Annotated in this window: 11 protein-coding genes; 6 read left to right on the forward strand and 5 right to left on the reverse strand. The window is 73.4% G+C overall.

Features of this window, described 5'->3' with window-relative positions; genetic code table 11:
• Window positions 1-143: 143 nt before the first annotated feature.
• From ACIRS1_RS36020 to ACIRS1_RS36035, 4 genes are all read left to right on the forward strand, one after another.
• Window positions 144-1,187: a hypothetical protein gene (locus tag ACIRS1_RS36020; RefSeq protein ID WP_402846685.1), complete on the forward strand. Its 1,044-nt coding sequence runs from the start codon at window positions 144-146 to the stop codon at window positions 1,185-1,187.
• A gap of 7 nt (window positions 1,188-1,194) precedes the next feature.
• A complete protein-coding gene (locus tag ACIRS1_RS36025) occupies window positions 1,195-2,769 on the forward strand; it encodes an SCO6880 family protein (protein WP_360214978.1) in 1,575 nt (524 codons plus the stop codon).
• Window positions 2,770-2,923: 154 nt separating this feature from the next.
• Window positions 2,924-4,273, forward strand: coding sequence for an ATP-binding protein (locus tag ACIRS1_RS36030; RefSeq protein WP_360214981.1), 1,350 nt, complete (start codon window positions 2,924-2,926; stop codon window positions 4,271-4,273).
• A 244-nt stretch (window positions 4,274-4,517) separates the two neighbouring features.
• Window positions 4,518-6,311, forward strand: a complete 1,794-nt coding sequence (locus ACIRS1_RS36035) for a bifunctional metallophosphatase/5'-nucleotidase (protein WP_360214984.1) — start codon at window positions 4,518-4,520, stop codon at window positions 6,309-6,311.
• 63 nt (window positions 6,312-6,374) lie between these two features.
• Here ACIRS1_RS36035 and ACIRS1_RS36040 read toward each other — a convergent pair whose 3' ends face one another.
• From ACIRS1_RS36040 to ACIRS1_RS36060, 5 genes are all read right to left on the reverse strand, one after another.
• Window positions 6,375-7,880 carry a sensor histidine kinase gene (locus tag ACIRS1_RS36040; protein WP_402846688.1) on the reverse strand — a complete coding sequence of 502 codons (1,506 nt, stop codon included), beginning with the start codon at window positions 7,878-7,880 and terminating at the stop codon, window positions 6,375-6,377.
• Complete coding sequence (locus ACIRS1_RS36045) at window positions 7,877-8,647, reverse strand: response regulator transcription factor (RefSeq protein WP_402846690.1); 771 nt, start codon at window positions 8,645-8,647, stop codon at window positions 7,877-7,879. Before ACIRS1_RS36045 ends, ACIRS1_RS36040 begins: the two co-directional genes overlap by 4 nt.
• A 63-nt stretch (window positions 8,648-8,710) precedes the next feature.
• The gene (locus ACIRS1_RS36050) at window positions 8,711-9,838 is read right to left on the reverse strand and encodes a S1C family serine protease (RefSeq protein ID WP_402846692.1); all 1,128 of its coding nucleotides are present in this window, start codon (window positions 9,836-9,838) and stop codon (window positions 8,711-8,713) included.
• 125 nt (window positions 9,839-9,963) lie between these two features.
• Complete coding sequence (locus ACIRS1_RS36055) at window positions 9,964-11,025, reverse strand: LacI family DNA-binding transcriptional regulator (RefSeq protein WP_360214996.1); 1,062 nt, start codon at window positions 11,023-11,025, stop codon at window positions 9,964-9,966.
• A 126-nt stretch (window positions 11,026-11,151) separates the two neighbouring features.
• A complete protein-coding gene (locus ACIRS1_RS36060) occupies window positions 11,152-11,883 on the reverse strand; it encodes a response regulator transcription factor (protein WP_360214999.1) in 732 nt (243 codons plus the stop codon).
• A gap of 681 nt (window positions 11,884-12,564) precedes the next feature.
• On the opposite strand from ACIRS1_RS36060, the gene ACIRS1_RS36065 reads away from it, so the two are divergent.
• Window positions 12,565-12,858 carry a MoaD/ThiS family protein gene (locus tag ACIRS1_RS36065; protein WP_360215002.1) on the forward strand — a complete coding sequence of 98 codons (294 nt, stop codon included), beginning with the start codon at window positions 12,565-12,567 and terminating at the stop codon, window positions 12,856-12,858.
• A gap of 5 nt (window positions 12,859-12,863) precedes the next feature.
• Window positions 12,864-14,453, forward strand: a complete 1,590-nt coding sequence (locus ACIRS1_RS36070; RefSeq protein WP_402846696.1) for a hypothetical protein — start codon at window positions 12,864-12,866, stop codon at window positions 14,451-14,453.
• Window positions 14,454-14,629 lie beyond the last annotated feature (176 nt).

Raw genomic sequence — 14,629 nt, forward strand, 5'->3', positions numbered from 1 at the left:
TCCTGGCCTCACGGGCCTTCGCAGAGCCGAGCCCCAGTCCATCGGCCACCAACAGCTGCGACGTCCTGCCTCTGCCGGGCAGCGATGTCTACTGCGCGTCCAAGCCCGGGGGCTCGCTCCCCGGGAGCGGGACCGTCGGCAATGTGACGGATCCGCTGGGGTCGTTGGCCAAGGGGTGTGCCCAGGCGGCGGCGTGGGTGGTGCGGAAGCTGTCGGGCGCGATCGACGGGACGACGCAGGTGGACTTCACCAACGCGTCGTTCCTGCAGCAGTACGCGGTGGTGTTCGCCGTGTCGACGGTGGTCACCCTGGTGCTGTGGCTGCTGGCGGTGACGAAGCGGGCGGTGCGGGGGGCGCCGTTGGCGACGGCGTTTTCGGAGGCGATCGGCTTCCTGTGGCTGACCGTGGTGGCGTCGGCGTTCACGCCGCTGATCCTGTACACCGTGGTGAGCGTGACGGACGGGCTGACCAAGGCGATCGCGGTGGGGACGAAGTCGGACACGGGGACGTACCTGGGCGGGTTCGCGGACACCCTGGAGAAGGGGGACGTGGGCGGCGGTCCGCTGATCCTGGTGATCGTGTCGCTGGTGGCGGTGCTGGCGGCGGCGGTGCTCTGGATCGAGCTGTTGATCCGGGCGGCGATGCTGTACGTGGGCGCGTTGCTGGGTACGGCGGTGTACGCGGGCCTGGTGGACAAGCAGCTCTGGAAGCACGTGCGCCGGTGGGCGGGGGTGATGGTGGCGGTGGACCTGGCGAAGCCGATCATCGTGGTCATCCTGGGCCTGGCGGGTGCGGTGGCGACCGGGGCCGGGGCCACCGACGACTTCGCGCGGGTGCTGTCGGGGCTGGCGATCCTCTTCCTGTCGATCTTCGCGAGCGCCGCGGTGTACCGCTTCGTGCCCGGCTTCGGCGACGAGATCATGAACATGCGGCACGCCCGGGCGAGCGCGGTGTCGGCCGGTTCGGCGATGATCAACGGCACCGCGAACCTGATGAAGCAGGGCATCACCACCCACGGCGACCGCGGTCCGCAGGCGGTCGGCGGGGGCGGTGGGGGAGCGGGCGGCGGCTCGGTGGCGCCGGGCATCGCGGCGCACGCCGGCCGGACGCCCGCCCCGCCGCCGCAGGCGGGGCCTCCGCAGGCCCCGGTTCCGATCCGCGACAGCAATCCAGCGAAGGGAGGGTGACGGGTAAGTGAGCAGCGAACCGCTCGGCCAGTACGGGGCCCAGTACGCCCAGCCGTACGTGCACCAGCGCCGCACCTACCTGATCGGCAAGGCCCGCCCGAACGCACCGATCGGCCGGAACCGGGAGTCCGGCGAGATCGTGCTGATCATCTTCGGGGCCTTCCTCGGCATGCTCTGGGGCCTGCTGATGCCGGTCCTGCCGCTGCGGATCGGCGGTCTGGTGGGTCTGCCCGCGCTGGCGATCGCGGCGGTGTACGTGCCGTACCGCAAGCGGACGTTCTACAAGTGGGTGGAGATCAACCGCACCTACCGCCGGACGGTCCGCAGCGGGCGGGCGCTGTGGCGCTCGGACGTGATGGACGCCGGCACCCGGATGGACGGCCGGGAGGTGGAGGTCGGTCCGCCGCCGGGGGTGGGGCGGCTGCGCTGGCTGACCGCGCCGTTCGGGCCGGACGAGGTCGGGGTGCTGATGCACCTGGAGCGGCGGACGGTGACGGCCGCGATCGAGATCGAGGGCCCGGGCGTCGGGCTGCGCGACTCGGAGGACCAGGAGGCGCTGGTCGACCGGTTCGGGACGCTGCTGAAGCACGTCGCCAACGGGGACGGCTTCGTGACCCGGCTGCAGATCCTGGCCCGGACGCTGCCGGCGGATCCGGACGCGCACGCCAAGGACGTGGAGCGGCGCGGTGACCACGACGCGCCGCGCTGGCTGCAGGACTCGTACGACCAGCTGCAGTCGATGGTGTCGACCTCCTCGGAGCAGCACCGGGCGTACCTGGTGGCCTGCATGCACTACACCCGCGACCTGGCCGCGGAGGCGCACGCGATGGGCCGGACGGCCACCGGCCGGCGGGCCCGGGACGACGAGGGGCTGGCGGCCGTGATGGCGCGCGAGCTGACCGACATCTGCGCCCGGCTGGCGGAGGCGGACATCCGGGTGCGCCAGCCGCTGGGCCAGGCCCGGTTGTCCTCGCTGCTGCACTCGATGTACGACCCGGACCACCCGATCGACCACATCCAGGCGATGTCCCGGCGCAACGCCTGGCCGGCCGAGCTGGACGCGACCCACCCGCAGTTCCTGCAGGCGAAGACCCGTGAGTCGGCGACCCGGGAGCCGTGGTGCCACGCCACGGCGTGGGTCAAGGAGTGGCCGCTGACCCCGGTGGGGGTCAACTTCCTGGCGCCGCTGCTGGTGCACACCCCGGACGTGATCCGGACGGTCGCGGTGACGATGGACCTGGAGCCGACGGACGTCGCGATCGAGCGGATGCTGACCGAGAAGACCAACGACGAGGCGGAGGCGAGCCGCGCGGCCAAGATGAACCGCACGGTCGACCCGCGCGACCTGGCGCACACCGGGCGGGTGGACCAGCGCGGTGACGACCTGGCCTCCGGCGCGGCCGGCGTGAACCTGGTCGGCTACATCACGGTGTCCTCGCGCAACCCCGACGCGCTGGCCCGGGACAAGCGGACGATCCGGGCCTCGGCCGGCAAGAGCTACCTCAAGCTGGAGTGGTGCGACCGGGAGCACCACCGGGCGTTCGTCAACACCCTGCCGTTCGCCACCGGCATCCGCCGCTGACCGTTCGGCGACCCCGCCGCCGCACCGCCCGCAGTCCGATCGCTCACCGCCACACCGGCTCACCGCCACACCGGCCCACCGTCCAGCCGCCCCACCGACCCGCCCCGGCGGCGTCCGACCACCACCGCCCGCCGACCAGACCAGGAGGCCGCCCATGGCGCTCGGCAACCTCACCGAGGCGTTCACCAGCCTGATGTTCGGCAAGGTGGAGACCACCCGGCTGCCGGTGCGCACGTCCACCGGGCAGGCGCAGGCGGTCTACCTGCCCACCGCCGCACCGGGTCTGGGCGACTCCGGGGTGATCATCGGGCGCGAGGTGTACAGCGGCAAGGGCTACGTCTACGACCCCTTCCAGCTGTACGGTCAGCAGCTGCCGGCCCCGCACTGGCTGGTGCTCGGCGAGTCCGGGAACGGCAAGTCGGCGCTGGAGAAGACGTACGTGCTGCGGCAGCTGCGGTTCCGCGACCGGCAGGTCGTGGTGCTGGACGCGCAGGGCGAGGACGGCGTCGGCGAGTGGAACCTGATCGCCAACGCGTTGGGCATAAAGTCGATCCGGCTGGACCCGATGGCCGCCCGGGACGGCGGCGTGAAGCTCAACCCGCTGGACCCGGCGATCACCCAGACCGGCCAGCTGTCGCTGCTGCGCACCATCGTCGAGGTGGCGATGGGGCGGGGTCTGGAGGAGCGGGCCGGGTTCGCGCTGAAGGCCGCGCACGCCCACGTGGTGGCCTCGGTGACGGACCGCCAGCCGGTGCTCGACGACATCATCGACACCCTGCGCAGCCCCGAGCTGTCCTCGGTGGAGTCGCTCGGCGTGGCGGTGGACGAGGTGCAGTCCTGGGGCCTGGACGTGGCGCTGGTGCTCGACCGGCTGGTCGACGGCGACCTGCGCGGCATGTTCGACGGCCCGACCACCGAGGGCATCGACCTGGACGCGCCGCTGATCGTCTTCGACCTCTCGCACATCGACCGCAACTCCATCGCGATGCCGATCCTGATGGCGATCGTCGGCGTGTGGCTGGAGCACACCTGGATCCGCCCGGACCGGAAGAAGCGCATCTTCCTGGTCGAGGAGGCCTGGCACATCATCAACAGCCCGTTCGTGGCCCAGCTGTTCCAGCGGCTGCTGAAGTTCGGGCGTCGGCTCGGCCTCTCCTTCGTCGCGGTGGTGCACCACCTCTCGGACGTGGTGGACGGCGCGGCGGCCAAGGAGGCGTCGGCGATCCTGAAGATGGCCTCCACCCGGACGATCTACATGCAGAAGGCCGAGGAGGCGCGGGCGACCGGCCGGGTGCTCGGTCTGCCGCGCTGGGCGGTGGAGATCATCCCCACACTTTCGCCGGGCATCGCGGTCTGGGACGTCAACGGCAACGTCCAGGTGGTCAAGCACATCATCACCGAGACCGAGCGGCCGCTGGTCTACACCGACCGCGCGATGACCGAGGACGCGGTGGCCGAACGGGACCGCGCTGAGCGGCAGTTGGCGGCCGAGCCGGGGGTCTGAGCCGCTTCGCCGGGGTGGCCGGCGGCCGGCCCGGGCGGCCCGCGGGGGCGGGCGCGGAGGCCGGTTCCCGGGCGCCGGCGTCGCCCTGACGGCGACGGTTCGTCAGGAGGTAATCCTCTCGTTACGTTCAACGTCCTGACAGCTACGCGCGTTGACCCTAGGCTTCACAGGCGCAACACATCGCCCGAACGCCCGGTCCAGTCCACAACCGGCGCTCCTCCTCCAAGGTGCAGGGGACCCTCTCATGCTCACCGTCAGATCCCGCCGTGCGGCGCTCGCCGTCGTCGCCGCCGCTGGTCTGTTCGGCACGGTGGCCGTGCCGACGGCCGCTCAGGCCGCCGACGCCAAGCGTCACAAGACCGTCAACCTCCAGCTGCTGGCGATCAACGACTTCCACGGCAACCTGGAGCCCCCGGCCGGCTCGTCCGGCACGATCAAGGAGATCGACCCGGCCACCGGCAAGGAGGTCGCGACCCCGGCCGGCGGCATCGAGTACCTGGCCACGGCGCTGCGCCAGGCCCGGATCCCGGCCGACGACTCGATCACCGTCGCGGCCGGCGACATCGTCGGCGCCAGCCCGCTGACCTCGGCGCTCTTCCACGACGAGCCGACCATCGAGGCGATGGACAAGCTCGGCCTGGACGTCACCTCGGTGGGCAACCACGAGTTCGACGAGGGCGCGGCGGAGCTCCTGCGGATGCAGGAGGGCGGCTGCCACCCGACCGACGGCTGCTACGAGCCGGGCCGCACCTTCAAGGGCGCCAACTTCAACTACCTGTCGGCCAACGTCACCGACGAGAAGACCGGCAAGCCGCTGCTGGCCCCGTACTGGGTGACCAAGTCCCAGGGCGTGAAGGTCGGCTTCATCGGCGTCACCCTGGAGGGCACGCCGAACATCGTGACCGCCGAGGGCGTCAAGGGCCTGAAGTTCGCCAACGAGGTCACCACGATCAACAAGTACGCCGCCGAGCTCAAGGCGAAGGGCGTCAACTCGATCGTCGCGCTGATCCACGAGGGCGGCTACCCGGCGAGCAGCGTCTACAACTACGACTGCGGCCCGGCCGGCCAGGGCATCTCCGGCCCGATCGTCGACATATCCAAGAAGCTCGACCCGTCGATCGGCGCCATCGTCACCGGCCACACGCACAACGCGTACGCCTGCACCATCCCCGACCCCAACGGCGTGCCGCGCTCGGTCACCAGTGCCGCCTCCTTCGGCCGCCTGTACACCGAGATCGACCTCAAGCTCGACAAGACCACCGGTGAGATCGTGCGCCCCTCGGTCAAGGCCGAGAACCACGTGGTGCGCCGCACCGTCGAGAAGGCGCCCGACATGACGGCGCTGATCGACCACTACTCCAAGCTCGCCGCCCCGATCGCCAACCGTCCGATCGGCTACATCGGCTCGGACATCAACGGCCGCGGCAACAGCGACCTGGAGAAGCCGCTCGGTGACCTGATCGCCGACGCGCAGCAGGAGGGCCTCGCCGCCGCCGACAAGGGCGGGGCGCAGCTCGCCTTCATGAACCCCGGCGGCATCCGCTCCGACCTGGTCTACAAGGCCACCGGCGCCGAGGGCGACGGGGTGGTGACCTACGGCGAGGCGTTCACCGTCCAGCCGTTCACCAACATGATGCAGGTCAAGACGCTGACCGGGGCCCAGCTCGTGCAGCTGCTCCAGCAGCAGGTCAGCGGTGCCAACCTGGCCGCGCCGAAGATCCTGCAGGGGTCCGCGGGCCTGAAGTACACCCTGGACATGCGCAAGACCGGTGCCGACCGGGTCCTCGTCGACACGATCCGGCTGAACGGCGCCCCGATCGACCCGGCCGCCAAGTACCGCGTCGCGGCCAACGAGTTCCTGGCCGGCGGCGGCGACGGCTTCCCGGCCTTCGCGGCCGGCACCGACAAGCTCGTCGGCGCCTCCGACCTGGACGTCTTCACCGCCTACCTGGGTGCCCACAGCTCGGCGGCGTCGCCGCTGAAGGCCCCGGCGCAGGACCGGATCAAGGTCATCGGCCCGGGCAGCGACATCGACTGACCGTGAGCCGGCACAGGACGGGCGGGGCGCTGTCGGGGCGCCCCGCCCGTCCTGCTTTCCGGCCTACTCGGGGGCCGGCCCGCCCGGCAGCCGGACGGTCGCCAGGGCGCCGGGACCGCCGTCCCCGGCCGGGCCGAGCGACACCTCGCCGCCGGCCTCCCGCACGCTCTGCGCCACGATCGACAGCCCCAGGCCGGAACCGGGCAGCTGCCGGGAGGACGGCGAGCGCCAGAACCGGTCGAACACGTACTGCAGTTCGTCCGGGGGGATGCCCGGACCGTGGTCCCGGACGGTCAGCACGCCCTGCCGGAGCCGGACCTCGATGGTGCCGCCCGGCGGGCTGTACTTGACGGCGTTGTCCAGCAGGTTGATCACCGCCCGTTCCAGGGCGGCGGCGTCGCCGTGCACGAACCAGGGGTCGGTGGCCGTCTCGAAGACCAGCCCCGGCCCGCGCAGCTTCGCCCGTTCGACGGCCCGGCCCGCGATCTCGTGCAGGGCGACCACCGTCGGGTTGTGGACCGGTTTGGGGGAGTCCGGGCGGGACAGCTGCAGCAGGTCGCCGATCAGCACGGTGAGCTCCTGCATCTGCGCCTTCATGTTGCCCAGCAGCTTGGTCTTGGTCGCCGGGGGCAGCGGGCGGCCGGTGTCGTTGCTGCGGATCAGCAGGTCCACGTTGGTGCGCAGCGAGGTCAGCGGCGTCCGGAGCTCGTGGCCGGCGTCCGCGATCAGCCGGGTCTGCCGCTCGCGGGAGTTGGCGAGGGCGGTGCTCATGGAGTTGAAGGAGGTCGACAGGCGGGCGATCTCGTCGTCCCCGTGCACCGGGATGGTGGTGCCGACCTCCTCGGTGCGGGCGATGTGCTCGACGGCGTCGGTGAGCTGGTCGACCGGCTTGAGGGCGGAGCGGGCGACCAGCCGGCCGGCGATGGCGGCGAGCGCGATGCCGCCGAGCGCCACCCCGCCGAGGATGAAGGCGAGCTTCTGGAGCGAGTCCTCGACGGGCTGGGTGGAGGTGGCGACCATGACCAGCGCGGTCGGGTACCCGCTGACCTCGGAACCGGCGGCGCTGATCCGGACCATGGCCGGGGTGCCGTTGGTGTAGTGGCCGTCGCGGATGATCGACTGGCCGGGCTTCAGGTGCAGGGCGTTGCTGTCGCTCGACTCGACCATGATCGCCCTGCTCGCGCTCATCGGCAGGCACACCAGCGGCGTGCTGGTCGGGCTCAGCAGGACGTACTGGGTGTCCCGCGGGACGGGGGCGCCGACCGGGGGCTGCCGGCCGTTGCTCTGGACGTTCCGCAGGGCCGTCTGCGGGGTGGAGGCGCAGTCGTTGCTGCTGATCGGGGGCAGCTGGATCCGGATGTTCTGGAGGTCGCTGCGGACCAGCCCGTAGAGCTGCTTCTCCACGATGAACCAGCACGCCAGCGCCGACAGCGCGATGGCGACGGCCACCGCCGCGGCGCTGAGGAAGATGAGGCGGCTGCGCAGTGAGCGGGAGCGCAGCCAGAGGGCGAGGCGCCGGTGCCGGGAGGAGCGCGGCGGGACCAGCGGAGGGGGAGGAACGGTGCTCACGCCGTGGCGCCGGCGGCCGGGCGCAGGGCGTAGCCGACGCCTCGTACGGTCTGGATGAGGCGCGGCATGCCGCCCTGCTCGGTCTTGCGGCGCAGGTACATCACGTAGACGTCCAGGGAGTTGGAGGAGGGCTCGAAGTCGAAGCCCCAGACCGCCTTGAGGATCTGTTCGCGGGTGAGGACCTGGCGGGGGTGGGAGAGGAACATCTCCAGCAGCATGAACTCGGTGCGGGTGAGTTCGACGGGCCGGCCGGACCGGGTGACCTCGCGGGTGGCGGTGTTCATCCGCAGGTCGGCGAAGGCCAGCACCTCGCTCTCGTCCTCGGCGGCGGCGCGGGCGGCGGCCTCGGTGGCGAGGGCGTTGCGGCGGAGCAGGGCGCGGACGCGGGCGAGCAGTTCGTCGAGCTCGAAGGGCTTGGCGAGGTAGTCGTCGGCGCCGACGTCCAGGCCGGTGACGCGGTCCCCGACGGCGTCGCGGGCGGTGAGCATCAGGACCGGGACGGTGTCGCCGCGGGAGCGCATCCGGCGGACGGCGGTGAGGCCGTCCATGCGCGGCATCATGATGTCCAGCAGGACCAGGTCGGGCTTGTCCCGTTCGACGGACTCCAGCGCCTCGTAGCCGTCGGTGGCGGTGGCGACCTCGTAGCCCTCGAAGGCGAGGCTGCTCTCCAGGGCGTCCCGGAGGGCGGGTTCGTCGTCGACCACGAGGAGCCGGGCGGAGGGGTGGCCGGCCTCGGCGGGGGTGCGGTCGTCGGCGGACGGGGTCATGGGCGGCTGCCCTTTCTCGTCGGGTGGAGGGCCTGCTGGAGCGGTGGTCCGTCGTACAGGGTCCTACAGGTTCTGGCCGGCTTCGAGCTTCGGCAGGACCTGCTTGATGTCGTTGATGGGGATGGAGAAGCCGAGGCCGACGCTGCCGGCGGTGCCGCCGCCTGCGGTCGAACTGGTGCCGCTGGGGGCGTACATGGCCGAGTTGATGGCGATGACCTGGCCGTTGGCGTTGATCAGCGGGCCGCCGGAGTTGCCGGGGTTGAGGGCGGCGTCGGTCTGGAAGGCCTTGTAGGTGGTGGTGCTGCCGCTGTTCTGCTGCGGGAGGCTGCCGCGCAGGCCGGGCAGGGAGGGGAAGCCGAAGCCGCCGTTGCTGCTGGTGCTGCCCTCGTCGAGCTGGACGGTGACGTCGCGGTTCTCGGCGCTGATGATGCCGGAGGTGACGGTGCCGGTGAGGCCGTCGGGGTTGCCGATGGCGACGACCGGGTCGCCGACGGCCACGGCGGAGGAGTCGCCGAGGGTGGCGGGGGTCAGGTTCTTGGCGCCGGTGGCGGTGATCACGGCGGCGTCGAGGGACTTGTCGGTGCCGGTGACGGTGGCCTGGGCGGTGGAGCCGTCCTTGAAGGTCACGGTGATCGGTCCGCCGTCGGCGGCGGTGTCGATGACGTGGTAGTTGGTGAGGATCCGGCCGCTGCCGTCGAGGACGACGCCGGTGCCGGTGGCGGTGCCGCCGGCGCCCTTGACGGTGATCTGGACGACGCTGGGCGAGACGGCGGCGGCGATGGCCGGGACGTCGGCGCTGCCGTCGGAGCGGGCCGCGACGGGGCTGACGACGGTGCCGGTGCGGGCGCCGGACGTGTGCTGGTCGGCGGCGACGACCCCGCCGGTGACACCGCCGAGGACGGCCGCGACCGCGGCGACGGCGGTGACCAGGACGACCCGACCGCGGAGCAGGCCGCGCCGGGCCCGGCGGCCGTGCCCGCCGTGGTCGCCGGGCTCGCCCGGCCGGCCCGCGGTGGGCGGCTCGGGGGGCATCGGCGGGGGCGGCGTGGGGGTGTCGAAGCCGCTCGTGGAGTGGTCCTCGCGGTAACCGTAGGCGGTCGCGTCGGTGCTGCTGCCGAGGACGGTGCCCTCGACCACGCGGGGCTCGTACGGGCCGTACTGCTCGCTGTGGTGCCGCTGCTGTTCGCTCATGCCGACCAAGCTCCGCCCGGTGCATGAGGATCGGATGAGAACCGGATCAGAAGGACCCGAGAAGCCCGTTGGGTTCTCATAAAGCCTGGTCAGGTGGTGTCCGGCGGCCGGTGGAGCGGAGCCCGCTACTCCGCTTCGGCGGCCGCGGCCGGTGCGGCGCCGTTGCAGCCGCAGGACCGGCGGATCACCAGGCGGGACGGGAACTTGCGGACCCGCTCGGTGTCCGAGCCGGGCACCATCAGCGAGTCGTCGAGCACCAGGTCGACGGCGGCCCGGGCCATCGCGTCCCGGTCGGAGGCGACGGTGGTGAGCGGCGGGTCGGCGAGCGCGGCCTCGGGCACGTCGTCGAAGCCGGCCACCGCGAGGTCCTCGGGGACCTTGAGGCCGACCTCGCGGGCGGCCCGCAGCACGCCGATCGCCTGGTCGTCGGTGGAGCAGAAGATCGCCCGCGGCCGGTCCGGGGAGCGCAGCACGCCGAGCGCGACCTCGTAGGCGCCGTAGCGGTGGAACGGCGCGTCGATCAGGTGGGGCTCGGTGGGCAGGCCGTGCGCGTCCATGGCGCGCTGCCAGCCCTCGACGTGGTCGATGACCGGGTCGCCGGGGGCGGGGGACTCCACCGGGCCGCCGAAGCAGGCCACGTACGGGTGCCCGTGCTCCTCCAGCAGGTGGCGGACGACGGCCTCGGCGCCGCCCACGTCGTCGGTGACCACGGCGACGTCGTCGATGGCCTCGGGCCGGCGGTGCAGCAGCACCACCTTGGCGCCCTCCATCGCGGCGAACTCCTCGGCGGCGCGCTGCGAGGGGCCCTGGCTGACCAGGATCAGGCCGGAGACGCGCATCCCGAGGAAGGCGCGGACGTAGTGCACCTCGCGGTCGTCCACGTAGTCGGAGTTGCCGATCAGGACGAGCTTGCCGCGTTCGGAGGCGGCCCGTTCCACGGCGTGCGCCATCTCGGCGAAGAAGGGCTGGCGGGCGTCCGGGACGACCATGCCGATGAGGTTGGTCCGGCGGGAGGCCATCGCCTGGGCGACGCTGTTCGGCCGGTAGCCGAGCTGCTCGATCGCCGCGAGGACCTTCTCCCGGGTCGCGGGCGCGACCGGGCGCGGCCCGTTGTTGATGACGTAGCTGACGACCGCGGTCGAGGTACCAGCCAGCCGGGCTACATCGTCGCGCGTCACTTTGGCCACGGGGGGAGTCTACGCGTGTGGCGTCCGCGTCGGCAGTGGGACCTGGGGCTGCCTGCGGGTGGACGGCGGGTGCCCGGGGGGCGAACCGGACAAGCCGGGCGGGGGGCGGCCCGCCCGGCCGGCCGGTCAGGACTCCAGCTGCGCCGCGGGGCGCTGGGCGAGCTCCGGGCGCTCTCCCTTCTCGGGCTTCTCCGGGACGACGAAGCGGTAGCCGACGTTGCGCACGGTGCCGATCAGCTGCTCGTGCTCGACGCCGAGCTTGGCGCGCAGCCGCCGGACGTGCACGTCCACCGTCCGGGTGCCGCCGAAGTAGTCGTAGCCCCAGACCTCCTGCAGCAGCTGCGCCCGGGTGAAGACCCGGCCGGGGTGCTGGGCGAGGTACTTGAGCAGCTCGAACTCCTTGAAGGTGAGGTCGAGCGCCCGGCCCTTGAGCTTGGCGGAGTAGGTGGCCTCGTCGACCGAGAGGTCGCCGTTGCGGATCTCCATCGGGCTGTCGTCGGTGGTGACCTGGAGCCGGCCGAGGGCCAGTCGCAGCCGGGCCTCGACCTCGGCCGGTCCGGCGGTGTCCAGCAGGACGTCGTCGACGCCCCACTCGGCGGTGACGGCGGCCAGGCCGCCCTCGGTGAGCACCAGGATCAGCGGGCAGCCGATGCCGGTCGAACGCAGCAGCTGGCAGAGGCTGCGGATCTGCGGCAGGTCGCGCCTGCCGTCGACCAGGATGACGTCCGCGCTGGGGGTGTCCACGAGGGCGGACCCCTCGGCGGGCGCCACCCGGACGTTGTGCAGCAGCAGGCCTAGGGCCGGCAGCACCTCCGCGGAGGGCTGCAGTGCGTTGGTGAGGAGGAGGAGAGAACTCATACCCGGTAGTCCCCTTTCCGGGTCGTCGCGGTCGCGTTGCGGCTGCCGCCACAGCCGGATGGCGCACGTGCTGAAGTGAGGGGGAGGTCGGGCGCCGGGGACGCACCGGGGGATCGGCCGGAGCGCAGGACGTGGCGCGCGGGCCGGGGGTCCCGCAACCCCTGGCGCACCGTTTCTGCCCTGCTCATCCCGCGAACCCTCCGGTCTGGTCCGGCTCCGGGCGGCGGCCCGGGTGCCGGGTGGCGACGCCCCGGCCGGCCCGGGGCACGTCGTTGTGCCGGGTGAGGCGGGGGCGGTCCCGCGATGCGCCGGGGGTGGACCGACGAATCGCACGAACGTCCGTACTGGCGTCCTGAAAGCACAAAAGGACCCGGGGGCGACTCTGCCCGGATCCCTCTTGGACGTCGAGGATAGCCGAAGGCCTCCCGCACCGGGAGGGCTCGAATCCGGCGGTTGGGCGATTTCGGGCGCGCGCCGGGTGAGCCTGGACACAGCTTCGAGCGGTCCTCCGCGGCCGCGGGGCCAGGGCGATTGCCGGTCGCGGCGGCGGACACGCCATCATGGGACGCACATCGGCGGTGCCGCGCGGGTCCACCTTTCGGGTGATCGGGCGGCGGTTCCGGTGGTGGGCCGGACCGGGGCACCGGGGCCGGGCGAGGACGACGAGAAGGGGTGGCCCCGATGGGTGCGACCACCGAGCCCGCGAGCGGCGCCCGGGTGCGCGGGACGATCCGTTACTGGGCGGCCGCGAAGTCCGAGGCCGGACTGGCCGAGGAGCCGTACGACGCGGCGACCCTGGCGGAGGCCCTGGCGGCCGTCAGGGAGCGGCACGCGGACCGGCCGAAGCTCGTCCAGCTGCTCGGGCACTGCTCGTACCTGGTCGACGGCGCGCAGGTCGGCGGCCGGGACCACACGACCGTGGCCCTCACCGAGGGCGGCACGGTCGAGGTGCTGCCGCCGTTCGCGGGAGGCTGAGCGCCGTGACGGACATGAACGACGCCAACCACGCCGCGCCCGGCGAGTGGCCGCAGCAGCCCCGGCAGCCGCAGCCCGCCGACCCGCAGCACGACCCGCAGCACGACTCGCAGTACGGGCAGCAGCCGTACCCGCAGCCGTACCCCCAGGGGCAGCAGCCCCGGGCGGCGTACGGGCAGCAGCCGTACCAGCAGCAGCCCTACCCGCAGGGGCGGCAGGAGCCGTACGGGCAGCAGCCGTACGGGCAGCAGCCGTACCCGCAGGCCCAGCCGGGGCAGCAGCCGTTCCAGCAGGCCCCGCAGGCCCAGCAGCCGTACCCGGCGGGACGGCACCGGCAGCCGCAGCCGCAGCCCGACGCGTACCCGCACTCCCAGCCGTACCCGCAGCCGCAGCCGTCCTACGGCCATCCGGGGTACGGGCAGGCCCAGGTGCCGCCCGTCGACGACGCGGCGACGACGCTGCTGCCGCCGGTGCCCGCGATGGACGACGCGGCGGCGACCACCCTGCTGCCGCCGGTCCCGGCGATGGACGACGCGGCGGCGACCACCCTGCTGCCGCCCGTGCCGGCGATGGACGACGCGGCGGCGACCACCCTGCTGCCCCCGGTGGGCGGTGCCGGCGCGCCGCCGGTCGCCCGGACGCCCGCCCGGCCCGCGGCGCAGGCCGGGGGGCGGCCGCCGGCCGGGCCCCTCGCGCAGCAGCCGCAGCCGCAGCCGCAGCCGCAGCAGCCGCAGGCGCCGCGCCTCGACCAGCCGACCATGACGCTCAAGCGCCCGGCCGCCCCCGGCGGGCCGGCCGGCGCCCCCGCCGTGCCGCCGTACGCGGCCGTGCCGGCGCAGCCCGCGCCGCCCGTGCGGCCGCCGGCGGCCGCCGGCCCGGCGGGCCGGACCGGTTCGCCGATCATCGACCCGGGCCTGCAGCCCGCGCTGATCACCGCCGGCGCGGCCGCGCTGCTGGCCGGCGGGGCCGCGCTCGGCCAGGTGGGGCTGGCCCTGGTGGTCGTGCTGCTCCAGGTGCTGACGGCGGCCGGCTGGTTCCGGCTGAACGGCATGTGGCCGGCCCGCCAGGGCATCGCGCTGGCCGCGCTGGCCGGGTTCACCGCGGACGCGGCCGTGCTGCTGGCGGACGCCGACAACGGCGTCGCGGCGGTGGTCGGGACGCTCGGCGGGTTCTTCCTGCTGGTCCTGGTGCTGCAGACGTTCCGCCCCTCGGACCCGAAGGAGCGGTTCTACGCGCTGACGGTGCTCGGCTCGGCCACCGTGGTGACGGCCCTGTGCACCACGCTGCTGCTGGCCGACTGGGTGCCGGCCGGGGTGGGTGCGGTCGCACTGGCCACCGTGCTCGCCGCGGCGCCGCTGCCCGGCCCGAAGCAGCTGGGCCCGGTGTTGGGCCTGGTGGCGGCCGTGCTGCTGGGGCTGCTGGTCGGCGCGCCGCCGGCGCTGGGGGTGCTGGCCGGGCTGGGTGCGCTGGTCGGCCGCCGGGTCGCGGCGTACGACTTCCCGTCCCGGTTCGTGCACATGACGGCGGGGGTGGCGCTGCCGCTGGCGGTGGCCTCGCCGCTGATCTGGATGGCCACCGACCTGCTGGCCGGCTGACACCCGCCCGCGCGGGCGCCCGGCTCCTGGGCCCGCCTCCCGTGGGCCCTCCCGTCCCGCCCCGGAACCATGCTCCGGGGCGGGACGTCGTACGGTCGTGCGGGACCGCCCCGGCAGGGACGGCCGCACGGGCCGCCGCACGACGGCCCGGGAAGGCGGCGCCGGACGGTGCCGCC

The organism is Kitasatospora sp. NPDC101176 (assembly GCF_044768035.1).
GTDB lineage: Bacteria > Actinomycetota > Actinomycetes > Streptomycetales > Streptomycetaceae > Kitasatospora.

Excerpts from the sequence above, each read along its gene's own strand:
- ACIRS1_RS36030 (WP_360214981.1), top strand. The coding sequence starts at position 2,924 with ATGGCGCTCGGCAACCTCACCGAGGCGTTCACCAGCCTGATGTTCGGC.
- ACIRS1_RS36035 (WP_360214984.1), top strand. The coding sequence starts at position 4,518 with ATGCTCACCGTCAGATCCCGCCGTGCGGCGCTCGCCGTCGTCGCCGCC.
- ACIRS1_RS36060 (WP_360214999.1), bottom strand. The coding sequence starts at position 11,883 with ATGAGTTCTCTCCTCCTCCTCACCAACGCACTGCAGCCCTCCGCGGAG.
- ACIRS1_RS36045 (WP_402846690.1), bottom strand. The coding sequence starts at position 8,647 with ATGACCCCGTCCGCCGACGACCGCACCCCCGCCGAGGCCGGCCACCCC.
- ACIRS1_RS36065 (WP_360215002.1), top strand. The coding sequence starts at position 12,565 with ATGGGTGCGACCACCGAGCCCGCGAGCGGCGCCCGGGTGCGCGGGACG.
- ACIRS1_RS36050 (WP_402846692.1), bottom strand. The coding sequence starts at position 9,838 with ATGAGCGAACAGCAGCGGCACCACAGCGAGCAGTACGGCCCGTACGAG.